The 24,342-nt window shown below is 33.0% G+C and carries 22 protein-coding genes; 18 read left to right on the plus strand and 4 right to left on the minus strand.

Going from position 1 to position 24,342, the window contains the following annotated elements:
* Window positions 1-291, plus strand: coding sequence for a putative quinol monooxygenase (locus tag E0H99_RS15425; RefSeq protein ID WP_131997603.1), 291 nt, complete (start codon window positions 1-3; stop codon window positions 289-291).
* A gap of 92 nt (window positions 292-383) precedes the next feature.
* Here E0H99_RS15425 and E0H99_RS15430 read toward each other — a convergent pair whose 3' ends face one another.
* Entirely contained in the window at window positions 384-1,928 is a 1,545-nt protein-coding gene (locus tag E0H99_RS15430; RefSeq protein WP_131997606.1) for a hypothetical protein, read from the minus strand.
* 154 nt (window positions 1,929-2,082) lie between these two features.
* On the opposite strand from E0H99_RS15430, the gene E0H99_RS15435 reads away from it, so the two are divergent.
* The 14 genes from E0H99_RS15435 to E0H99_RS15500 all read left to right on the plus strand — a co-directional run bounded on the left by E0H99_RS15435 (window position 2,083) and on the right by E0H99_RS15500 (window position 18,343).
* A complete protein-coding gene (locus tag E0H99_RS15435) occupies window positions 2,083-3,258 on the plus strand; it encodes a 2-isopropylmalate synthase (protein WP_131997609.1) in 1,176 nt (391 codons plus the stop codon).
* A 39-nt stretch (window positions 3,259-3,297) separates the two neighbouring features.
* Window positions 3,298-4,413, plus strand: coding sequence for a 3-isopropylmalate dehydrogenase (gene leuB, locus E0H99_RS15440; protein WP_131997612.1), 1,116 nt, complete (start codon window positions 3,298-3,300; stop codon window positions 4,411-4,413).
* 274 nt (window positions 4,414-4,687) lie between these two features.
* Window positions 4,688-6,361, plus strand: a complete 1,674-nt coding sequence (gene ilvD, locus E0H99_RS15445; protein ID WP_131997615.1) for a dihydroxy-acid dehydratase — start codon at window positions 4,688-4,690, stop codon at window positions 6,359-6,361.
* 57 nt (window positions 6,362-6,418) lie between these two features.
* The gene (gene ilvB / locus E0H99_RS15450) at window positions 6,419-8,113 is read left to right on the plus strand and encodes a biosynthetic-type acetolactate synthase large subunit (RefSeq protein ID WP_131997618.1); all 1,695 of its coding nucleotides are present in this window, start codon (window positions 6,419-6,421) and stop codon (window positions 8,111-8,113) included.
* A 4-nt stretch (window positions 8,114-8,117) separates the two neighbouring features.
* Window positions 8,118-8,639 (plus strand): acetolactate synthase small subunit, encoded by a 522-nt coding sequence (gene ilvN / locus E0H99_RS15455; protein ID WP_131997621.1) that lies wholly within the window; start codon window positions 8,118-8,120, stop codon window positions 8,637-8,639.
* Between the two features lie 81 nt (window positions 8,640-8,720).
* Entirely contained in the window at window positions 8,721-10,190 is a 1,470-nt protein-coding gene (gene ilvC / locus E0H99_RS15460; protein ID WP_131997624.1) for a ketol-acid reductoisomerase, read from the plus strand.
* Window positions 10,191-10,593: 403 nt separating this feature from the next.
* On the plus strand, window positions 10,594-12,570 hold the full coding sequence (gene acs / locus E0H99_RS15465; RefSeq protein WP_262711311.1) for an acetate--CoA ligase: 1,977 nt from the start codon (window positions 10,594-10,596) through the stop codon (window positions 12,568-12,570).
* A gap of 146 nt (window positions 12,571-12,716) precedes the next feature.
* Complete coding sequence (locus tag E0H99_RS15470) at window positions 12,717-13,847, plus strand: NAD(P)/FAD-dependent oxidoreductase (RefSeq protein WP_131997629.1); 1,131 nt, start codon at window positions 12,717-12,719, stop codon at window positions 13,845-13,847.
* Window positions 13,848-14,561 carry a methyltransferase domain-containing protein gene (locus E0H99_RS15475; RefSeq protein WP_131997632.1) on the plus strand — a complete coding sequence of 238 codons (714 nt, stop codon included), beginning with the start codon at window positions 13,848-13,850 and terminating at the stop codon, window positions 14,559-14,561.
* A 63-nt stretch (window positions 14,562-14,624) separates the two neighbouring features.
* Window positions 14,625-15,677, plus strand: a complete 1,053-nt coding sequence (locus tag E0H99_RS15480) for a type III polyketide synthase (RefSeq protein WP_131997635.1) — start codon at window positions 14,625-14,627, stop codon at window positions 15,675-15,677.
* 8 nt (window positions 15,678-15,685) lie between these two features.
* The gene (locus E0H99_RS15485) at window positions 15,686-16,114 is read left to right on the plus strand and encodes a 3-hydroxyacyl-ACP dehydratase FabZ family protein (protein WP_131997638.1); all 429 of its coding nucleotides are present in this window, start codon (window positions 15,686-15,688) and stop codon (window positions 16,112-16,114) included.
* A 75-nt stretch (window positions 16,115-16,189) separates the two neighbouring features.
* Window positions 16,190-17,485 carry a beta-ketoacyl-[acyl-carrier-protein] synthase family protein gene (locus E0H99_RS15490; RefSeq protein WP_131997641.1) on the plus strand — a complete coding sequence of 432 codons (1,296 nt, stop codon included), beginning with the start codon at window positions 16,190-16,192 and terminating at the stop codon, window positions 17,483-17,485.
* A 77-nt stretch (window positions 17,486-17,562) separates the two neighbouring features.
* Window positions 17,563-17,823 carry an acyl carrier protein gene (locus E0H99_RS15495; protein ID WP_131997644.1) on the plus strand — a complete coding sequence of 87 codons (261 nt, stop codon included), beginning with the start codon at window positions 17,563-17,565 and terminating at the stop codon, window positions 17,821-17,823.
* 28 nt (window positions 17,824-17,851) lie between these two features.
* A complete protein-coding gene (locus E0H99_RS15500; RefSeq protein ID WP_131997647.1) occupies window positions 17,852-18,343 on the plus strand; it encodes a 4'-phosphopantetheinyl transferase superfamily protein in 492 nt (163 codons plus the stop codon).
* Window positions 18,344-18,351: 8 nt separating this feature from the next.
* Here E0H99_RS15500 and E0H99_RS15505 read toward each other — a convergent pair whose 3' ends face one another.
* Together E0H99_RS15505 and E0H99_RS15510 are read right to left on the minus strand one after the other, a co-directional pair.
* Window positions 18,352-18,948, minus strand: a complete 597-nt coding sequence (locus E0H99_RS15505; protein WP_131997650.1) for a PolC-type DNA polymerase III — start codon at window positions 18,946-18,948, stop codon at window positions 18,352-18,354.
* 2 nt (window positions 18,949-18,950) lie between these two features.
* Window positions 18,951-20,867 carry a DUF294 nucleotidyltransferase-like domain-containing protein gene (locus tag E0H99_RS15510; protein WP_131997653.1) on the minus strand — a complete coding sequence of 639 codons (1,917 nt, stop codon included), beginning with the start codon at window positions 20,865-20,867 and terminating at the stop codon, window positions 18,951-18,953.
* Window positions 20,868-21,051: 184 nt separating this feature from the next.
* Here E0H99_RS15510 and E0H99_RS15515 point away from each other — a divergent pair, with 184 nt between their 5' ends.
* Window positions 21,052-21,558 carry a DUF2911 domain-containing protein gene (locus tag E0H99_RS15515; protein WP_131997656.1) on the plus strand — a complete coding sequence of 169 codons (507 nt, stop codon included), beginning with the start codon at window positions 21,052-21,054 and terminating at the stop codon, window positions 21,556-21,558.
* A gap of 172 nt (window positions 21,559-21,730) precedes the next feature.
* Here the strand turns inward: E0H99_RS15515 and E0H99_RS15520 are convergent, their stop codons facing one another.
* Entirely contained in the window at window positions 21,731-22,150 is a 420-nt protein-coding gene (locus tag E0H99_RS15520; RefSeq protein WP_131997660.1) for an Lrp/AsnC family transcriptional regulator, read from the minus strand.
* 106 nt (window positions 22,151-22,256) lie between these two features.
* Here E0H99_RS15520 and E0H99_RS15525 point away from each other — a divergent pair, with 106 nt between their 5' ends.
* Window positions 22,257-22,976: a sulfite exporter TauE/SafE family protein gene (locus E0H99_RS15525; RefSeq protein ID WP_131997663.1), complete on the plus strand. Its 720-nt coding sequence runs from the start codon at window positions 22,257-22,259 to the stop codon at window positions 22,974-22,976.
* A gap of 126 nt (window positions 22,977-23,102) precedes the next feature.
* Window positions 23,103-24,332, plus strand: coding sequence for a multidrug effflux MFS transporter (locus E0H99_RS15530; RefSeq protein ID WP_131997848.1), 1,230 nt, complete (start codon window positions 23,103-23,105; stop codon window positions 24,330-24,332).
* Window positions 24,333-24,342 lie beyond the last annotated feature (10 nt).

Here is a 24,342-nt window from a genome sequence, read left to right on the forward strand (position 1 = left end):
ATGCCAATAAATCTAACAGTTATTCTAAAAAGCAAACCGGAAAGTAAAGACACCTTGAAATCACTTTTACTTGATTTGGTTCAAAATTCCACTAAAGAAGCGGCTTGTTTGCAATATGATTTGCATCAAAATATGGAAGAGTCAACGATTTTTATTTTTCACGAAGTTTGGGAAAATGAGGCGGGATTAAAGCTTCATAATGAGCAATCGTATCTTATTTCTTTTTTCGAAAATGCTAAACCATTGTTGCAAGAAGTACCCGTTATTCACAGAACCGAGAAATTAGCTTAATAATTGGGGTAGTACTCTTCGATATTTTAATTTTTTAAATATTATAAGTTAACAAAAAGGAGGCTAAAAGCCTCCTTTTGTCATATAGAGTCTTATCGATTAATCAATTTGGCTTTTTCTTTAATAATATCACTTATTTTTCGGTTTTCAATTTTGCTTTCGAGCCAAGAAATAATATCTAAATACAGAAAAGCCCTTTTTTCGTAGGTGTTTTTTTCCAATTCGATAAATCTTGCTCTCATTTTTATAAACTCCTTTTTGATGTCTGTTGGATAAATGGCGTTTAAATTTTTCAAAAACTTAATGATTTCTTTTTGTACTTCATGTAAATCATTCATTTTGATTAGGAATTTATAGGTGTTTTTTAACTGATTTTCCAAATAATAATCTTTTCCTAATTCATAATGAGCAATCAAACAGAGTATTCTGGCAAAACACATTAAATCTTCTCGCATCGAAAGATTTTTGTTGTTTATGATTTTCTCTAAATAAAAGATACATTCCGCATATTTTTCGTTCCCAAAATAAATTGACGCAAATTTATAATAGAACAACATTTCGTGATGTTCATCAAGATGGTCCGTGTGAATTTTTAATTTATTTAATACTTCGGGAATTAAGTATTCACTTTCGGCAAAGGTACCTTCCAGAATATGGTAATTCAATTTATTATTATAGACATATAAAAATGATAATGACGCGATATTATCATTCACTGGGAAATGAGAATCTTTTATGGTATCTTCCAGAAGCGATAAATACTTTTTGAATTTTGATTTGTACTTCAACATATATAAAGACTCCAATAAATAATGGTTTCCTTTTAAGAAAAATACAGGATTCAAATGAATCATACTTGGGTTATCATAAAAAAGTGTCACCCATTTTAAAGCGTATTTATAACAGGAAAGAAAATCCTGTACTAAGAAACTTCTCCAGAGATAAGCATTATAAAACCAATATTTTTCTCTAAAACCGAATTTTTTATCATCAAATTTAGAAATGTGTTTGTTGAAATAGTCGTCAATATATTTATATTCTTCGTCACTTTTTACATAACCGGTTTTAAGCATAATGCCGTACAGTTGCAACGATAAATTAGACAATTTACTGGAAATGGTATTGCGGTAATTTAATTCTTTGGCCTGAATAACCAATTCATCAGCGCGTCCTTGAATACTTCGTGTTATATATTGTGATTCAATAAGCTTTTCGAATTCTACAATTTCATAAGCCATGAGTTTTTCATCATTTTCTAAAGCTAAAATTTTTGTTTTATCCAAAATTTTTAAACTCTGCTTGTATAACCCTTTATTGTACAATATGGCAGCAAAATCAATTTGCTCTCTCAGCTGATACCGAATATTCTGGCTGGGAATATTCAATCGGATGCTCACTAAAATTTGCTTGTACAAGTATGATTTTAGATTCGATAATTGTACTTTTTTAATGATACCGCTTTTCAGAATTAGTTTCTCATCATAGACTTCTGATTTGTCTAAAATATTGAATAATTCGATGAATTTTGTATTGGAACTGGTTTCCAATCGGCTTGCAAAAATCTTGAATTGTCTTTTTTCAGATTTTGAAAGGGATTTTATTAATACAAATAAGAAATCTTTTTGATGGTTAGCCATTGTAAAATATAGTAACTTAATGCGTTGTAAATCAATTGTTTGTAAAGTTATTGTTTGCTTTATAAGCAGTATATTTCATTAAATTGAGTTTTATATTAAAGTAATGAAAGATATTTTTGTTATCAAGATGTGAAATTACATTAAATAAATGAAAATGAATAGAGAGAAAGTTCAAATTTTTGATACCACTTTAAGAGATGGCGAACAGGTCCCAGGATGTAAATTAGATACCAATCAAAAACTCGTTATAGCAAATCGACTGGACGAAATGGGTGTTGACATTATCGAAGCTGGTTTTCCTGTTTCTAGTCCAGGTGATTTTTTATCTGTTTCAAAAATAAGTAAGGTTGTTAAAAATGCAGTTGTCTGCGGATTAACAAGAGCAGTGAAAAATGACATCGATGTTGCGGCACAAGCTTTAAAACATGCAAAAAGACCTCGTATACATACTGGAATTGGAACTTCTGATTCGCACATAATACACAAACTAAACACAACTAGAGAAGATATTATTGCCCGAGCAAAGTTTGCCGTTTCACATGCTAAATCGTATGTTGAAGATGTAGAATTTTATGCTGAAGACGCTGGTAGAACGGACAATGAGTTTTTAGCTCGTGTCTGCGAAGAAGTAATAAAATCGGGCGCTACGGTTCTTAATATACCAGATACAACGGGTTATTGCTTACCAGAAGAATATGGTGCAAAAATTAAATATCTGAAAGAAAACGTCAAAGGGATTGAAAACGTAATCTTGTCTTGTCACTGTCATAATGATTTAGGAATGGCAACAGCAAATTCAATTGCAGGAGCAGTAAATGGAGCCAGACAAATTGAATGTACGATAAATGGAATAGGCGAACGAGCCGGAAATACAGCATTGGAAGAAGTGGTTATGATTTTCAAACAACATCCGTATTTGAATTTGGATACCAATATCAATACACGTCAGCTGAATGAAATGAGCCGATTGGTTTCTGAAAGTATGGGAATGATGGTGCAACCTAATAAAGCGATTGTCGGTGCAAATGCTTTTGCACACAGCTCCGGAATTCATCAAGATGGTGTGATAAAAAACAGAGCGACTTATGAAATCATGGATCCTTTAGAAGTAGGTGTCAATGAATCATCTATAGTTCTTACCGCCAGAAGTGGTAGAGCAGCATTGGCCTATAGAGCCAAAAAAGTAGGGTACGAACTTACAAAAGTGCAATTAGATATTGTTTATGGAGAGTTTTTAAAGTTTGCCGACATTAAAAAAGAAGTTCTCGATGACGATATTCATCAAATAATTGAAGCCTGTAAAATGAATAAGGAATTAATCCTTAACTAAAAATATTTTGATTTCTATTAAAATCTAAATCTTACTATTATGAACTTAAAAATAGCAGTACTTTCAGGAGACGGAATAGGTCCGGAGGTAATTTTACAAGCTAAAAAAGCGTTGTATGCAATTGGTGTGGTTTTCGATCATGAGTTTGTTTTTGAAGACGCTCTTATTGGTGCTGTTGCTATTGAAAAAACAGGGAATCCTTTGCCGGAACAAACATTGAACCTTTGTTTGAACACTGATGCTATATTGTTTGGGGCTGTTGATGATTCAAAATATGATATCAATTCAGATTCAAAACTACGTCCTATACAAGGATTATTAAAATTGAGACAAGCGCTAGGATTGTATGCAAATATAAGACCTATAAAACCATACAATGACTTATTGGATTTATCTCCTTTAAAAAGAAAAATAATTGAAGGCGTTGATTTTATAATCTTCAGAGAAATTTCGGGAGGATCTTATTTCAGCGAGAAAAAGATCAACAAACAAGGAACATTAGCGTCTGATTTATGTGAATATTCCGAAGAAGAGATCATAAGAATCAGTCATTTAGCTTTTAGAACTGCTCAAAAAAGGCAAAAAAAGGTGACTTTGGTTGACAAAGCCAGTATCCTTGAAACATCAAGATTATGGAGAAAAGTAGTGACAGAAATTGGTGAAGGATATCCTGATGTAACCTTAGATTTTCTTTTTGTTGATACTGCTGCAATGCAAATAATTATTAATCCAAAACAATTTGATGTCATTCTGACCGAAAATTTATTTGGTGATATTTTATCTGATGAAGCAAGTGTAATTACGGGTTCAATAGGATTATTACCATCCGCATCTTTAGGAAATTCAAATGCCCTTTTTGAACCTATTCACGGTTCCTATCCAGAAGCTAAAAGAAAAAACATCGCTAATCCGATTGCTTCAATACTATCTGCGGCAATGCTTTTGGAACATTTTGGACTTCAAGTGGAATCGCAAAGAGTATACGAAGCAGTACATAAAGCAATTGAATTAAATGTTGTCACAGCAGATTTGAATCCCTATTCAAAATTTGGAACAAATGAAGTGGGTGACTTTATTTCAAATTATATTTTAAGTAAAGACGATTTATATTTTAAAAGTGACAATGTCTATATAGGACAATCGACTATTGTTTAACAAACAATAATCAAAAAATGCATTTAATAATTGAAAATGCATATAATATTGAGGTTATATTTTTTTTAGTTCTATTTGTTTTTATACTTTTGACGCAAATAAAAATAAAAAATGCAAATCGTATCTATTATTTCTTCAATTATTAATGTCAATGTGATTATCACATGTGCAGAGGGAATGGTATAGATATAATTAAAAAAATATTTAAAACCTCCCATCTATTTGGGAGGTTTTTTTTTTGGAATAAATTTAAATATACAAACAAACATAAATAATGGAATTAAATAAATACAGCAAGACCATAACACAAGATGAAACACAACCTGCAGCGCAAGCGATGTTGTATGGAATTGGTTTGACTGAGGAAGATTTAAAAAAAGCACAGGTAGGAATCGTAAGCATGGGTTACGAAGGAAATACGTGTAACATGCACTTAAATGATCTTGCAAAAGATGTAAAAAAAGGGGTTTGGAATGCTGATTTAGTCGGTTTGATTTTTAATACAATTGGTGTCAGTGACGGTATTTCGAATGGTACAGATGGTATGCGTTTTTCATTAGTTTCTCGTGATGTAATTGCGGATTCTATCGAAACAGTAATGGGAGCGCAATGGTATGATAGTTTGATTGCAATTCCTGGTTGTGATAAAAATATGCCTGGAGCCTTAATTGCTATGGGAAGAGTAAATCGCCCAGCACTTATGGTTTACGGAGGAACAATTCACTCTGGAAAATGGAAAGGAGAATCTTTGAATATTGTGTCAGCTTTTGAAGCATTAGGAAAAAAATTCAATAACACTATAACTCCGGAAGATTTTAAAGGGGTTATTCAAAATTCATGTCCCGGAGCGGGTGCTTGTGGCGGAATGTACACAGCTAATACGATGTCATCGGCAATTGAAGCATTAGGAATGAGTTTACCATACAGTTCCTCAAATCCTGCTTTGAGTCAAGAAAAAAGACAAGAATGTCTTGATGCTGGAAGCGCCATCCGTGTATTATTAGAAAAAGATATTAAGCCAAGAGACATTATGACTCGTAAGGCTTTTGAAAATGCGATTACACTTGTAGCAGTGTTAGGAGGTTCAACCAATGCGGTAATGCATTTAATTGCAATGGCACATTCTGTTGATGTAGAAATTACCTTAACTGATTTTCAAGAAATAAGTGACAGAACACCAGTACTTGCTGATTTGAAGCCAAGTGGTAAATACATGATGGAAGATTTGCACGCTGTTGGAGGTGTTCCTGCAGTACTGAAATATTTATTGAAAGAAGGATTTATTCACGGAGATTGTTTGACTGTAACAGGAAAAACAATGGCCGAAAATTTAGCAACTGTACCAGATTTGAATAATGGACAAGATGTGATTCATGAAATCCAAAAAGCATTAAAAGCAACTGGAAACATTCAAATACTATATGGAAATCTTGCTTCAGAAGGTTGTGTTGCCAAAATAAGCGGAAAAGAAGGAGAATATTTTGAAGGAACTGCTGTTGTTTTTGAAGGGGAATTCGATGTTATTCCAGGTATTCAAAGTGGAATGGTAAAACCAGGAGATGTAGTCGTCATTAGGAACTGTGGTCCAAAAGGTGGTCCAGGGATGCCTGAAATGCTAAAACCTACATCGGCCATTATGGGAGCGGGATTAGGTAGTAGTGTTGCTTTGATTACTGACGGTAGGTTCTCTGGAGGTTCACATGGATTCGTGGTAGGTCACGTAACACCGGAAGCTTATGATGGAGGTGGAATTGCACTCGTCAAGAATGGAGATATAATAACTATTGATGCAAAACACAATACAATAAATCTCAAAATTTCTGATGATGAATTTGCAGCTAGAAAAGCGAGTTGGGTTCAACCGGCTTTAAAGGCTACTAAAGGAGTTTTGTTAAAATATGCCAGATCTGTTTCAAGTGCATCTACAGGATGTGTAACTGATAAATAATATCAAAAAATCTATTGCAATTGCATTAAAACATTTGCAATAGCTAAAAAATAAAAAATGAAAAACAATAAAATATCCGGCGCCGAAGCCGTTATAAGATGCTTATTAGAAGAAGGAGTAGACTTGGTTTATGGCTATCCAGGCGGAGCTATAATGCCTGTTTATGACGAATTATATAAATTTCAAGATCAATTGCAACATGTTTTAGTACGTCACGAACAAGGCGCTACTCATGCAGCACAGGGTTTTGCAAGAGCAACAGGGAAAGTGGGAGTTGCGATTGCAACTTCAGGTCCGGGAGCAACAAATTTAGTTACAGGAATTGCTGATGCGCAAATCGATTCGACTCCTATGGTTTGTATCACGGGACAAGTAGGAAAACATTTATTGGGATCCGATGCTTTTCAGGAAACAGATATTATTGGAATTTCAACTCCGGTAACCAAATGGAATTACCAAATTACTGAGGCTTCAGAAATTCCTGAAATCATTGCAAAAGCATTTTATATCGCCAGATCAGGTCGTCCAGGTCCAGTATTAATTGATATTACAAAAAATGCTCAGTTTGACGAAATCGAATTTAGTTATAAAAAATGCACTGGTATCAGAAGTTACAATCCAAAACCAACTTTAGATCTTGAAAAAGTAAAGGAGGCTGCGGAATTAATCAATACTGCTAAAAAACCATTTATCATTTTTGGTCAAGGAATTATTCTTGGCGAAGCCGAAGCTTTGCTAAAAGAGTTGGTCGAAAAATCAGGAATTCCTGCTGCTTGGACAATTTTAGGACTTTCGGCATTGCCAACGGATCATCCGTTAAATGTAGGAATGGTAGGAATGCACGGAAATTATGGTCCTAATGTTTTGACTAATGAATGCGATGTTTTAATTGCACTCGGAATGCGTTTTGACGATCGTGTTACAGGAAATTTGGCGACTTATGCCAAACAAGCTAAAGTAATTCATCTCGAAATTGATTCGGCTGAGATTGATAAAAACGTGAAAACAACTGTTGCAGTTTTGGCGGATGTAAAAGAATCGTTGACGGCTTTACTTCCTTTAATCAAAAATAATTCGCACGAATCTTGGCACAATGAATTCAAGGAAAAATATGAAATTGAATTGGAAGCGGTAATCAATGACGAGTTAAAGCCTAAGAAAGAAGGAATTTCTATGGGAGAAACTATTGAAATGATTAACAAACATTCTAAAGGAGATGCCATTATGGTTTCGGATGTGGGACAACACCAAATGTTTGCGTGCCGTTATGCCAAATTCAATTCGACTAAAAGTAATGTTACTTCAGGAGGATTAGGAACGATGGGATTTGCATTGCCAGCTGCGATTGGAGCCAAAATGGGAATGCCGGATCGTGAAGTGGTGGCTATTATTGGTGATGGAGGTTTTCAAATGACCATTCAGGAATTAGGAACTATTTTTCAAACCAAAGTTCCTGTGAAAATAGTGGTGTTAAATAATGAATTTTTAGGAATGGTACGTCAGTGGCAACAATTGTTTTTTGACAAAAGATATGCTTCTACAGAAATGATTAATCCAAATTTCATCGCAATTGCTGAGGGCTATTATATCAAAGCGAAGAAAGTAACCAAAAGAGAAGATTTAGATGCGGCTGTTGCCGAAATGATGGCTTCAAAAGAATCTTATTTCCTTGAAGTTATGGTAGAAAAAGAAAATAACGTATTCCCAATGATTCCAACAGGAGCATCAGTATCTGATATCCGATTAAGTTAATATTATGGAAAATAAAACATTCACCATTTCTGTTTATTCAGAAAACAACGTTGGCTTATTAAACAGAATATCTGGAATATTCTTGAAACGCCATATCAATATTTTGAGTTTAAATGTATCCGAATCTGAAATTGAAAATGTTTCCAGATTTATCATTGTGGTAAATACCACTGAAAAATGGGTACAAAATATAGTAGGACAAATCGAAAAACAAATCGAAGTCATTAAAGCATTTTACCATGTTGACGAAGAAACTATTTTCTTAGAAAATGCACTATTCAAAATTGAAGCGAGCTTATTATTTGATGAAAAACAAATTCAGAATATAATTAAAGAAAGCCACTCTGAAATAGTTACTGTTGCGAGAGACTTTTTTGTGATTTCAAAATCTGGACAACGTGCTGAAATAGAATCGTTATATGAAAAATTAAAACCTTTTGGAATCATGCAATTTGTACGTTCCGGAAGAATATCGGTTTCCAAAGCAAAAATGGAAATATCAACTTTATTAGAAGAACTTTCTTAGAGTGATTAATGTTGTTCAGTCGAGAAAGAGTTCTTAAAAAGAAAAAAATTATTAAATTTTACAATCATTAAATAATAAAAAATGGCAAATTATTTCAATTCATTACCACTTAGATTACAATTAGAACAATTAGGCGTATGCGAATTCATGGATCAATCTGAATTTGTAGACGGAATTAAAGCTTTAGCAGGAAAAAAAGTAGTCATTGTAGGTTGTGGGGCACAAGGTTTGAACCAAGGTTTAAACATGAGAGATTCAGGTTTAGATATTTCTTATGCATTGCGTGCAGATGCGATTTCAGAAAAAAGAGCTTCTTTTAAAAATGCTTCTGATAATGGATTCAAAGTGGGAACCTATGAAGAATTAATTCCAACGGCTGATTTGGTTTGTAACCTTACACCAGACAAGCAACATACTGCTGTAGTTACGGCGATTATGCCTTTGATGAAAAACGGATCAACTTTGGCCTATTCTCACGGTTTCAATATTGTAGAGGAAGGAATGCAGATTCGTAAAGACATCACTGTAATTATGTGTGCTCCCAAATGCCCGGGATCAGAAGTGCGTGAAGAATATAAAAGAGGTTTTGGTGTACCAACTTTAATCGCGGTTCACCCAGAAAATAATCCAAACGGAGAAGGTTTCGAACAAGCAAAAGCATATGCAGTTGCTACTGGTGGACACAAAGCGGGAGTGTTAAACTCTTCATTTGTAGCCGAAGTAAAATCGGATTTGATGGGAGAACAAACCATTCTTTGTGGAATGTTGCAAACGGGTTCTATTTTATGTTTTGATAAAATGGTTGAAAAAGGAATCGAACCTGCGTATGCTTCAAAATTAATTCAATACGGTTGGGAAACAGTAACGGAAGCCTTGAAACACGGTGGAATTACTAATATGATGGATCGTTTGTCTAATCCTGCAAAAATTGAAGCATATGAATTAGCAGATGAATTGAAAGACATCATGCGTCCGTTGTTTCAAAAACACATGGATGATATTATTTCTGGTGAATTCTCAAAAAATATGATGATTGACTGGGCTAATGATGATATTAATTTATTGACATGGAGAGCAGCAACGGCAGAAACGAATTTCGAAAAAACGGCTCCAACAGCAGCTCATATTTCTGAGCAAGAGTATTTTGATAATGGTATTTTAATGATTGCAATGGTAAAAGCGGGTGTAGAATTAGCTTTCGAAACGATGACACAATCAGGAATTATTGAAGAATCAGCATATTACGAATCTTTGCATGAATTGCCTTTAATTGCAAATACTGTGGCAAGAAAAAAATTATATGAAATGAACAGAATCATTTCGGACACAGCAGAATACGGTTGTTATTTATTTGATCATGCGTGTAAACCGTTACTGGCTGATTTCATGAAAAAAATTGAAACAAATGTTATTGGAAAACCTTTTTCAAAATCTAACGGTGTTGAAAATGCAGTGCTGATTGCGGTAAACAGTACTGTTCGCCAGCATCCAATTGAAGATGTAGGAGCGTGGTTGAGAGAATCGATGACTGCTATGAAAAAAATAGGATAATAAAATAGGAATTACCACACAAGAGGGTGTGTTGGGATTTGCACTATATCATTTGGTTTCATAATATTTTGAATTAGTTAAAATTTATTAAAAAAGATAAATGGATATGGATGCTTATACATTCACTTAACTTTAAACGAGCTTAAAGTTGAGTGAAGTAATCCCTATGAAACGAAACAGAACGGGAAATAGTAGCAATATCCATGGTTGTTTTTTTAATAAATCATGTTTAAAAATTATCATTACTAGTACTAAAATAATTGTTGTTAAATTTTGTTGAGATAAAAGGCGGGATAGAAAAATCTATCTCGCTTTTTTTATATCTACATAATTGTTAAAAACAACATAAAACAAGAAAATAACCATTTAAACGCTATTTTTTTTATGTTCTATTTAATTTTTAATGGAAATTTATGATTTAAATAATTTTAAGAATAGCGGGAGATTTAATACTTTTATAAAAAATAAAAACATGAGCTACTATAAGATTCAAAATTTAGAACAATATTTTAAACATTATAATAAATCAGTTCGTGAACCAAGAAAATTTTGGGGAAAAATAGCAGAAGAAAACTTTACGTGGTACCAACAATGGGATAAAGTTGTTGATTTTAATATGGGTGAGGCCGAGATAAAATGGTTTACGGAAGCAAAAGTAAATATCGTTAAAAACTGTATTGACAGACATCTTGCAAAAAGAGGAGAAAAAACGGCCATTATTTTCGAACCAAATGATCCAACAGAAACAGCATTGCACATTACCTATAATGAATTGCACCAAAGTGTTTGTAAAATGGCAAACGTACTACGTGAACAAGGCATAAAAAAAGGAGATAGAGTTTGTATCTATTTACCTATGATTCCTGAATTAGCCATTACAACTTTGGCTTGTGCAAGAATTGGAGCGATACATTCCGTTGTTTTTGCAGGATTTTCGGCTTCAGCAGTGGCAACAAGAATAAATGACAGTGATTGTAAAATGGTTATTACATCTGATGGTGGCTATCGCGGTAATAAAACTATAGATTTAAAAGGAATAATTGACGAAGCACTGATAAACTGTCCTGGTGTTTCAAATGTATTGGTTGTCAAAAGAACGAATACTGCTATAAATATGCAAGAAGGTCGTGACCAATGGTTACAACCGCTTTTAGAGGAAGCTTCAGACAATAATGTAGCTGAAATTATGGATTCTGAGGATCCATTGTTTATCCTATATACTTCTGGTTCTACCGGAAAACCAAAAGGAATGGTGCATACCACAGCGGGTTATATGGTGTATACCGCTTATACTTTTAAAAATGTATTTAATTACGAAGAAAACGATATTTTTTGGTGTACCGCCGATATTGGTTGGATAACCGGACATTCTTACATTCTTTACGGCCCATTATTGAATGGCGCTACAACTGTAATTTTTGAAGGAGTTCCTTCCTATCCAGATTTTAGTCGTTTTTGGGAAACTATCGAAAAGCATAAAGTGACTCAATTTTATACGGCACCAACCGCTATCCGAGCCTTAGCAAAAGAGAGTTTAGATTATGTACAAAAATATCCTTTAAAGTCTTTAAAAGTTATAGGATCTGTTGGAGAACCTATCAACGAAGAGGCATGGCACTGGTACAATGATCATGTAGGAGGAAAGCGATGCCCTGTTGTTGATACGTGGTGGCAGACAGAAACCGGCGGAATAATGATTTCACCAATTGCTTTTGTAACCCCAACAAAACCTACTTATGCTTCCTTACCATTGCCGGGAATTCAACCTGTTCTTATGGACGATAAGCGCAATGAAATAGAAGGAAATCAGGTTACGGGAAGTCTTTGTATCAAATTTCCTTGGCCTGGAATTGCCAGAACCATTTGGGGCGATCATCAACGCTATAAAGACACTTATTTTAGTGCTTTTCCAGGCAAATATTTCACTGGAGACGGTGCTTTGCGTGACGAAGTAGGCTATTATAGAATTACGGGTCGTGTAGATGATGTGGTGATTGTTTCCGGTCATAATTTAGGAACTGCACCAATTGAAGATGCCATAAATGAACATCCGGCCGTTGCAGAAAGTGCCATTGTGGGCTTTCCACATGATATAAAAGGAAATGCTTTATATGGTTTTGTTATTTTAAAAGAAACTGGAGAATATCGTGATAGAGAAAATCTAAGCAAGGAAATCAATCAACATATTTCAGATCACATTGGACCGATTGCAAAATTAGACAAAATCCAATTTGTTTCTGGTTTGCCAAAAACACGCTCCGGAAAAATCATGCGTAGAATTCTTCGCAAAATAGCCGAAGGGGATTATTCAAATTTTGGAGATATCTCAACACTTTTAAACCCTGAGATTGTAGAAGAAATTAAAGAAGGAAAATTATAAATTAATTAGGAGCCGTTTGTAACAAAACGGCTTTTTTTTGAATTCAAAATATGAAAGTAGCGCTTATTTTATATCCAATAATTATGTAAGTTTTATATGAAATAATATAGCTGCATTCTCAAACAAATCCATAAATTTACTTCTCTATGAAAAACAATGAAGTTTTAATTATTGGTGGTGGTTTAGCAGGATTGACTGCGGCGATTCATTTGTCTAAAATTGGACTTCAAGTCATTGTAATTGAAAAAAATGAATTTCCAAAGCATAAAGTTTGTGGAGAATATATATCAAATGAAGTCTTGCCTTATCTCAATTGGTTGGATTTAAATATTACTGATTTACAACCCACAAATATCAACAAGCTTGAGTTTTCAACAGCAAGCGGAAAAACAATTAAAAGTGTTCTGCCTCTTGGTGGTTTCGGAATTAGTCGTTTTGCTTTAGACGAATACTTATATAAAAAAGCAATTGAAAATGGTTGCAAAATTCTTCAGGATAATGTTGAAAGTGTAGTTTTTGATAAAAATGAGTTTATTATTACTACTTCAAATCAAACGGTTTTTAAATCAGAAATTGTAATCGGTGCTTTCGGAAAACGTTCTAATATTGATCAGAAATTGAATCGCAATTTCATCCAGAAGAAGTCTCCTTGGTTAGCCATAAAAGCACATTATTCGGGAAATTTCCCTAATGATTTGGTTGGTTTACATAATTTTAAAGGAGGATATTGTGGTGTTTCTAAAGTCGAAAAAGACAGGATTAATATCTGTTATTTAGCAGATTACGAGACTTTCAAACAGTTTAAAAATATAGAGGAATATCAAAACAAGGTAGTTTTTCAAAATCCACATTTAAAAACAATTTTCGAAAAAAGTAATTTGCTTTTTGAAAAACCTTTAACCATAAGTCAAATTTCTTTTGAGAAAAAACAAGCCGTTGAAAATCATATTTTAATGATTGGCGATACTGCAGGACTAATTCATCCTTTGTGTGGCAACGGAATGGCAATGGCAATCCACAGCGCCAAAATTGTTTCAGAATTAGTTACTAAATATTACACCAATGGAATTGAATCCAGAAATGAACTAGAAGAAAAATACATTCAGGAATGGAATTTTAATTTCAAGAAAAGGCTTGAAACGGGTCGATTGTTATCGAATCTTTTGCAAAAACAAAAACTTTCAGCAACATTGATGCGTATATTAATTATATTTCCATTTTTATTATCCAAAATTATAAAGAAAACGCACGGAAATCCCATAACTTTAAATCCATAGATGTTTCTAAACACCAAATTCAGAACTGATACGCTTGAAACGATGGATAATTTTGCCATGGAAGGAGAAATCTTGCGTGATGCATTGGATAAAATTGCCAAAATCAACCAGCTTTTAGGAGGAAACCTCTTAACTTTACGTGGAGTTCAGGAATTGACCGCAAAAATTTCTAAATCAAAAGGAATCACAATAGTAGATGTAGGATGTGGAAACGGAGATATGTTACGAACATTAGCCGCTTATGGGCTAAAAAACAATTTGAATTTTCAATTAATTGGGGTTGATGCTAACAATTTTACCATTAATCATGCTCAGAAATTATCTGAAAATTATCCAAATATTAGGTATCGTTGTCAGGATATATTCGATAAACCTTTTGAGGAATTAAAATATGATATTGTACTTTGCACGTTAACGTTGCATCATTTTAAAGACAGTGAGATTATTGATTTATTGAATGTGTTTTATAAAAATTCGAATGTTGGAATTGTTATTAATGACTTGCATAGAAGTTCAGTTGCATACCGATTATTTCAAGCATTATGTTTTGTGTTCCGATTGAATAATGTGCCGAGACAGGATGGATTAACTTCGATTCTAAGAGGTTTTAAAAAAGAAGAATTGGTTCGTTTTTCAGAAAAATTAAATTTTAAAAAATATAAAATTCAATGGAAATGGGCTTTCCGCTACCAATGGATTATATGGAAAGACTAAAAAGACAATAGACGAATAGATTTGAAATTCGTGTTAATTTATATAATTCGTGGCTAAAAAATTATGAGTGTAAAAATAAAGTGTGTTACCAAACAATTACCCAAATATTCAAGGAATACAGACGAAATTATCCCATTTCTTGATGCTTGGCTCATTGGGCAAGACGAACGTTTTATCAGAAAAGTAAAGAAAATTTTTGAGGGAGCAGCCGTTGATAAACGGTATTCCATTATGGATCCCATTGCCGTTTTTACTAAAAATTCTTTTGAAGAAAAAAACGATATTTATGTTCGTGAAGTCATCGATTTAGGCGAAAAAGTGTTGGATAAAGCGTTGCAAAAAGCCAATTGGAATCCGGAAGATTTAGATTACATCATTACTGTGAGTTGTACTGGAATTATGATTCCGTCATTAGATGCCTATTTAATCAATAAGTTGAAATTACGTCAGGATATTGTGCGTCTTCCGGTTACAGAAATGGGTTGTGCAGCAGGAATTTCGGGAATTATTTATGCTAAAAATTTCTTGCAGGCAAATCCAGGGAAACGGGCAGCAGTAATTGCAGTTGAAAGCCCGTCAGCAACGTTTCAATTGGATGATTTTTCAATGGCAAATATTGTAAGCGCGGCTATTTTTGGAGATGGAGCCGCTTGTGTATTGCTTTCTTCCCATGAAAACGATGAAGGACCGGAAATTCTAGCAGAGGAAATGTATCATTTTTATGATAATATCCACATGATGGGTTTTAAACTAACGGATTCAGGTTTGCAAATGGTGTTGGATATTGAAGTTCCAGAAACGATTTCATCTCATTTTCCGGATATAATTCATCCATTTTTAACAAAAAATAACTTAAAAATGGAGGATATTGACCATTTGATTTTTCATCCCGGTGGAAAGAAAATTGTCCAAACTGTAGAAGGCTTATTTTCTAATTTAGGAAAAAATATAAACGATACTAAAGAAGTTTTGCGTTTATACGGAAACATGTCGAGCGCTACTGTTTTATATGTTTTGGAACGAATTATGGATGATAATCCAAAAAAAGGCGATAAAGGGTTGATGCTGAGTTTTGGACCAGGATTTTCGGCACAAAGAGTATTATTACAGTTTTAGACAGGAAAATGAATAACGAAGAAATAATATCCCAATTACCGTATTCGAAACCCTTTTTATTTGTGGACGAAATTGTTCACATTAATGAAAATGGGGTTGAAGGTACATATACTTTCGATGAAAATCTTGATTTTTATAAAGGACATTTTAAGGAGATGCCAGTTACACCAGGCGTGATTTTAACTGAAGTCATGGCGCAAATTGGATTGGTTTGTCTGGGGGTGTTTTTATTCGATAATTCATTTAAGAAAACTGCTTCAATTGCTTTAACATCAACAGAAATAGAATTTTTAAAACCTGTTTTTCCAAAGGAGAAAGTAACCGTAATTTCGGAAAAAATATATTTTAGATTTGGAAAATTAAAATGTAAAGTCATCATGAAAAACGCAAAAGGTGAAGAAGTTTGTATGGGAACTATTGCGGGAATGATAATTTAAGATTGAAAAAACTTAATATTCTTAGTATTTAATGGTTCAAAAAAATCAATGGATACTGAAATAAATTCAGCATATATGCAAAAAAGAGTTGTAATTACCGGTCTTGGTGTTGTTGCTCCAAATGGAGTAGGACTTGATGCGTTTACTAATGCCATCAAAAATGGGATTTCGGGTATTAAACACGATCCAGAATTGGAAAGATTGCAATTCTCCTGTCAGATTTCCGGAAAGCCTGAAATTTCTACTGAATTATCATTGCAATACTTCTCTGAATTGGAGTTGCGTAACTTCAATTCTACGGGGATTTTATATGGCGTAATTGCTGGAATTGATGCTTGGAAAGATGCAGGATTATCTTTAGAAATCAATGAAGAGCCGGATTGGAACAGCGGAACTATTTTTGGAACATCAACATCAGGAATCAATAAATTTCGAGAAAGCATGTACAAAATTGACGATTTACAAGTCCGAAGATTAGGAAGTACAGCTGTGGCACAAACCATGAATAGTGGCGTTAGCGCTTATTTAGGAGGAAAATTAGGTTTAGGGGACCAAGTGACAACTAATTCCTCGGCTTGCACGACAGGAACCGAAAGTATTTTGATGGCGTACGAGCGAATTAAATTTGGGCAAGCAAAACGAATTTTAGCAGGAAGTACCAGTGATTCCGGACCTTATATTTGGGGTGGTTTTGACGCCATGAAAGTATGTACTTTTAAGCATAATGAAAATCCGGAGCAAGGCTCAAGGCCAATGTCTGCTAGTGCTTCAGGATTTGTTCCGGGAAGTGGAGCAGGAGCTTTAGTCTTGGAGGATTTAGAAACTGCGATCGCACGGGGCGCTACAATTTACGCAGAAGTTTTAGGTGGAAATGTAAATTCCGGTGGACAACGCGGACTAGGAACAATGACAGCTCCAAATCCTATTGCTGTACAAAAATGCATCCAGAATGCTTTGATTAATGCTGGAATCAACGCCAATGAAATAGACGCAATCAACGGACATTTGACGGCCACATCGAAAGACAGTTTAGAAATTCAGAATTGGAGTGAAGCTTTGGGTAGAAAAGGAAAAGAATTTCCATACATAAACTCTTTAAAATCAATGGTAGGTCATTGCTTATCAGGTGCGGGAAGTATCGAAAGTGTGGCTTCGGTATTGCAATTGCATCACGGATTTGTTTTTCCAAATATCAATTGTGCCGATTTGCATCCTGAAATCACAGCAATAATTGATGAATCGAGAATACCACAACAACTGATTGAAAAAGAATTAAATATAATTGCAAAAGCCAGTTTTGGCTTTGGAGATGTGAATGGATGCATAATTTTTAAGAAATTTAAATCTAATCCCGAATCCAAAAATCAATAATAATCAACTAGAATTCAACTATTAAGACATTGTATTTTTAAGTTTTTTAATAGCTGTAAACTAAATAACCAAGCAATATGAATAAAGAACAAACAATTAAAGAATTAAAAAATATAGTAAAACCGTATATTCAAAATCAAGAGGCTTTTGATGCGCTTACGGAAGATACTGATTTTATAAATGACTTGAAGATCAATTCTGCTAATTTAGTAGATATTATTTTGGATATAGAAGAGAAATATGATATTGTAATTGACAATGAAGCTATGGAGCGCATGGTTAACGTAAAATCGGCATTGGAAATTATTGAAACTAAATTATCCGAGAAAAATCAGTGAATTAGCAGTGAAAAAAAGTCAATAAAAAATGATTGGAAATGATATCGTAGATTTGGCTTTGGCCAGAAAAGAAAGTAATTGGAAACGGAACCGGTTTTTAGACAAAATCTTTACTATAAAAGAACAATTACTGATAGCCGACAACGAAAATCCTGAAATTATGATTTGGAATTTATGGAGTAGAAAAGAAGCAGCTTATAAAATCTATAACAGAGAAACAGGAATTAGAGGGTATTTCCCTTTACGATTAGAATGCAGCTATGAAAATGAAATTTCAGGTTCAGTCTCAATAAAAGGGAATACGTATTTTACTAAAACTATAATTTCTAATGCATTTGTACATACAATTGCCGTGGTGAAAAAAGAAAATTTTGATGCTATAAAAAAAATAAATTCAAACGAGACAGTTAGTAAAGCTAATGGAATTCCTTTTATAATTGACAAGCAAACTAAAATAATCAAACCCGTTTCTATAAGTCATCACGGACGATTTTGGGAAGGAATCACTCTGATTGATTAGAATAAAGATTATTTTATTCCAAGTTTTGATTTTAATTTTAAGAATAATAATGCAGTTTTATAAGCATCTTCAGCAGAAGAATTTCGGTCACTTTTAGGAATATTATATACCGTACAAAGTTCATCAAGAGAAAATTGTTTATCATTAATATCATGCAGTTTTCTGTGCATAATATCAACATCCAAAGCTTCATTTTTCAATCTGCCACAGTCCAGCCTTTCTAATGTTGCGTTAATCATTTCAACATCAAAATCAATGTGATGACCAACTAAAACTGAATTTCCAATAAACTCAATTAACAATTTTATAGCTTCTGATTCTCCTAATTTTTTCATTTTACTTTCTACCAAAAATTCATTTGAAAGACCGTTATCATGAAGAAATTTGTATTGTAACAAAACCGCTTCAAAACTATCACCGATGACAATACTATTGTCGACTACTGCAAAAGAACCAATGGATAAAATAACATCTTTGACAGGATTCATGCCAGAAGTTTCTGTTGACAAAACAACAAAACGGGCTGATTTCTTATCAAATTTAGAAAGATAGGTTTTCCAGAATTCTGGATATTCTTTATTAATATTTTTTAACCAGTCTAACATAATTATGAAAATTGAGTAAGTTGAAATTTATTTTTTATTAATTCTTCCAATTCTCTCATAGGAGTTAAAGCATTCTTTAATTTTTCTCTATCAATTTTTGATAATTCATTCAAATTTATAAATTGGCCTGAATTATCATTTTTTAAACCTTCTAAGGTTCTGAACTTTGATAGAATCAAAAAGGCTTCCGCAGAATTAAGATAAATTTCAGCATGTTTAGGATCTGCAATAGCTAACTGCTTGAATCGCTGAAATGTGTTATTGATTCCTCGTATATCAAAATTTAAGGTAAATAATCGAGCACCGTCAATTAATGGCATCAAAGCACGCGTTTTTATGTCAAATTTATCTTTGTTCGGACCTTCTTCTTCTATATTGAAATTTTTGAAAAAAGTCAGCGGTGAGTTTTTTCTTAAAGCATCATTTCCTAAGAAATCAAAGAATAGAGTATTATTTTTTGCATTTTTAAAAACAACATTTCCAATTGCATCTTCAATTTTTTGTTCTCCAAAAGTAATTTCATAATCAAAGAAAATACTACTTAAATCATTACTATTTTCACCTGGAGTATTCATCCAGCTGTCATATTGTTTAGTCCAGTCAGTCAGTGATTTACACCAAAGCATATTACTCCCCATATGTCCGTTTGGACATAATTCATAACCAATTTTTTCGAGTGTAGCGGTTGTTCTTTTTCCAAGTTTAAGGAAGTAATCTTTCACTTCTCGATATTTATCTGCTGAAACATCTTCAAAAATCAAGATACTGTCTTGATCGGTTAATAATAACTGTTCTTTTCTTCCCTGGCTTCCAATACTTAGCCAAGCAAAACGGGCAGGAGGGGAACCTAAATCTAAAATTGATAACTCTACAGATCGCTTAATAATAGCTAAATTGATTTCACTGGCAATATTGAAAACGTGAGAAAGCGGTATGTTTTTAGAAATAGAGGTTTGGATTAAATCCGTTAAACGTTCTCTAATTTGTTTTAATTCCTTAGGGTTTTGTGAACGCTTAATCTCTTTAATTAAAACACCGGGATTATTTGCTTGGGCAACTATCAAATCATGTTCAGAAATGACTCCTTTTACATCAGATTTATCAGTTCCGTCTTGTGTTACGCATAAATGGGTCACATTATGTTTCAACATCAATAATTGAGCTTCGGCCAAGGAGACATTCTCCACCACAGTAATAACTGGAGATGACATTACTTTATCTACTGAAACTGTTACAGGAAATCGACCGGTTGCAATTTTGGAACGCATATCACTGTCTGTCACAATTCCGATAGGAAAGTTATTGTCACAGATGATTATATTGTTTTTTAATGTTTCAGTCATTTGCTGAGCAACATCTTGTACAATTGCTGTAATTGTCGTTTTTAATGGTGATGTATTATAGGATAAAGATTGAAAATATTGCATTTCTGATTGCTGGTCAGAATAGAAAACATTGTCAGAGATCAGTTTACCTCTTAAATTTTCTTTGTCTTTTGGATTTCGCGTATTCGTTGCAAAACTCTCCAGCAAAAAGTTCAGAACTTCTGAATTATTGACTACAAAAGGGCGGAAAGTGGCTATAGGAATAGCATAAACAATGCTTTCTTCTCTGGCTTTGGCCGTCATCATATAGTTGTTTTTAGCAAAAAAGGGACGTAAGCCAAAAATATCTCCTTCGTTACATTTGTTTAATAAAGTTTCCTCAGCATCTGCTATAACAGATAAGTTAATAACTCCTGAAGCTACTACATAAAAACTATCGTGTAAAAGATCATTTATTTGAAATAATATTTTGTGTTTTTCTAAATTTACAACGCGAATGCTCATAGCTATTTCGGACAACTCTTCAAATGTCAAGTGATTAAATGGCGGATATTCCTTTAAAAAATCAGCAATGTGCTCAGCAATTGTATTCATAGTTGGTCAAATAAATGGTGTATTGTTTGTAAAAATAATAAAATAATAAATTATAATGCTGTCATTATTGTAGTAAAACAACTAATTTATAAATTTCTTAATTTTTTCTTAAAATTAAAGGGAATTATGCTAAATTAAATGAAGTTATTTTATTTTTATAGGATAAACTAAATCATTTTAAATCATGAGATTACTAAAAAAAATACATCTTTTACTTATCGCATTTTTGATTATAAATTCTTTAAGTGCTCAAGAGAAACCTTCCAGTACAAAAGAGGTTGTTTCAGGGAAAATTAATGGGGCAACCATTAGTATCAATTATGGAAGCCCATCTGTAAGAGCTAGAGAAATCTGGGGAAAGTTGGTTCCGTTTAATCAAGTTTGGCGTGCAGGTGCAAACGACGCCACAACTTTCGAAACTGACAAAGAGCTAACTATTGACGGATCTAAATTGCCTGCAGGTAAATATTCTTTCTTTATTATACCAAATGAAAAAGAATGTATTATCATCTTTAATAAAGAAGCTAAACAATGGGGAGCTTATAAATATAAAGAAAAAGAAGATCAGTTAAGAGTTACTGTTAAACAGCAAATTGCAAAATCAGCATCTGAAAAATTAGTTTATACAATTGATAAAAACAATATTGCTTTAAGTTGGGATAACTGGAGTATACCAATTTCTGTACAATAAAATTATTTTATAATTCTATAAGGCATTACCAATAGGTAATGCTTTTTTGTTTTACTTAAATTGATTCTTTGATTGTATTTAAAAAAATTCTATTTTACATAATATAAATTATAGTGCATTTTATCACAATAGAATATTCTAGCTTTTGTACAATCTAGAAAAAAGCATAAAGTTACAAATCCTTCAAATCTGATAAGATTAAATGTGTTGTAGGCTCTCCATAAACTAAAAGTCTGTCGATAAATTGTTGCAGATGCAATTGGTCTATTAAAACTACTTTCATGAAAATATTATGAGTTCCAGTAATTCTGTAAATTTCATATATTTCAGGAAACTGTTTCAAATCATCACAAAATATTTTTAGTTTTCCACTAAATAATTTGAACATAATAAAAACTTCTAAGCCAAAGCCAAGTTTTTTATTATTGAGTTGAACATTATATCCTTTTATAACTTCAGTATCTTCTAATTTTTGAACACGTTCTCTAACTGATGATGGCGAAAGTCCTATTTGTTTACCAATTTCTACAAATGAAGTCCTGGAATTAATTTTAAGACTTTCTAATATTTTTAAATCAAGTGTATCTGCCATAAATAAAGCTTTAATATAGGCTAAATTACATTTATATTATGGAATAATGAAACTAAATCCGTTGATTAAATTTTAATTTAGCTATATGTTATTCTAATTTTGCACTATGGATATGATGTTATTGCTGCTTACTATTGGAATTTTCACTGGTTTTTTTGTTCAAACTATTACCGGATTTGCGGGTGCTTTAATTGCGTTACCGTTTTTATTATTTGTAATGCCACTACCAGATGCAATTGGGTATTTATCTATATTTTATTTTATTTCGACTCCTATCCATGTGTACAAAGAATGGAATTACATTGATAAACCACTTCTTAAAAAATTAGCTTTATCATCATTTTTGGGACTACTAATTGGGATTGTAGTGTTATCATACGGCCAACCCGTAATTCTTAAAAAAGCGTTAGGCGTATTTATAATTCTGTTTGTTTTAAATAGTTTAAAAGAAAAAAAAGAAATACAGTTAATCTCAAAAATGAAATATTTTTTTGGGTTTTTAGGCGGTTTTTTTTCAGGTGTTTTTTCAACGGGCGGGCCTTTATATTTAATAATTGTAAAAAACGAAACCTCAGATTTAAAGACTTTGCGTGCCACTATGTTTGGTGTTTTGGGTTTGGTAACATTGATGCGAATTCCTGTCCTTGTTTTTGAAGGGATTTTAACCGTAAATCAATTGTACAATTCATTGTATGTTTTACCTTTTTTTATACTGGCTTTGGTATTAGGTAAAAAGGTATATTTAAAATTAAATGAGGTTTTTTTAAAGAGAATTATGTTAGGACTTCTTTTTCTGTCCGGAATCATGCTATTAGTTAAACATTAATTGCTTCATTTCATACAATCTGTTTTTGCAGCATGTTAAATTTATTGGATCTAACATTTGATTCGCCTTTTAAATATTTACCTTTGCAAAAAATTAAAAAAAAGCAATTTGATGACCAATAAATCAATCACAAAAGCAAAATATATTAAATTAATTCTAATTTTAGGATCATTAACAGCGCTCGGCCCATTTTCGATCGATATGTATTTACCTGGTTTTGCAGGAATCGCTAAAGATTTGAATACTTCAGTAGCTAATGTTTCCATGACTTTGTCCAGTTATTTCATTGGAATTTCTGCGGGACAATTGCTTTACGGACCATTATTAGACCGTTTTGGTCGAAAAAAACCATTATTTATAGGTTTGTTAGTGTATATCTTGGCTTCATTAGGTTGTGTTTTTGTAACTGACATTGATACTTTTATTGGTTTACGATTCATTCAGGCTGTGGGCAGTTGTGCGGCAACTGTGGCTTCGGTTTCTATGGTTCGTGATTTATTTCCTGTGAAAGATATTCCTAAAGTATTCTCTTTATTGATGCTTGTTGTCGGGCTTTCGCCAATGTTAGCACCAACTATTGGTGGCTATGTCACGGAAGATTATGGTTGGCATACTGTCTTTTTTATATTGATGTGCATTGGAATTGTCATTCTTTTAGCTGCTCAAATTGGCTTGCCAAATACGTACAAACCAGACATTTCAATTTCATTAAAACCCAGACCTATTATTTCCAATTTTATAAAAATCGTAAAAGAACCCCAGTTTTACACGTATGCTTTTACAGGTTCTGTGGCTTTCTCCGGATTGTTTACTTATGTGGCAGCTTCTCCCATTTTATTTATGGATATTTTCAAAGTAGACGCAAAAACCTACGGCTGGATATTTGCCTTTATGTCTTTGAGTTTTATTATTGCCAGCCAGCTTAATTCCGTATTATTAAATAGATTCAAAAGTGAGCAAATGATTTTTGGCGCTTTGATTTCGCAGACAATTATCAGTGTTTCATTCCTCACATTGTCGATAAATAATCTTTTAGGCTTATATGAAACTATTGCTATGCTATTTTTATTCTTAGCTTGTTTAGGAATTTCAAATCCCAATACAGCGGGACTTACCATGGCTCCTTTTTCAAGAAATGCGGGAAGTGCATCGGCTTTGATGGGCGCTATTCAATTAGGGTTAGGAGCTTTAGCTTCATTTTCCGTTGGTGTTTTTGTGAAAAATTCTATTTTACCAATGGTTGTGATTATGACTGTTTCAACAATTTTGGCATTAATCATTTTAATTTTTGGAAAACGAAACATTAAAAAAACTATTGCAACTTCTCACGATGAAGGAATTGCATTAGTTCATTAATTGTAATTTG

The organism is Flavobacterium sp. GT3P67, assembly GCF_004349155.1.
Classification (GTDB): domain Bacteria; phylum Bacteroidota; class Bacteroidia; order Flavobacteriales; family Flavobacteriaceae; genus Flavobacterium; species Flavobacterium ranwuense.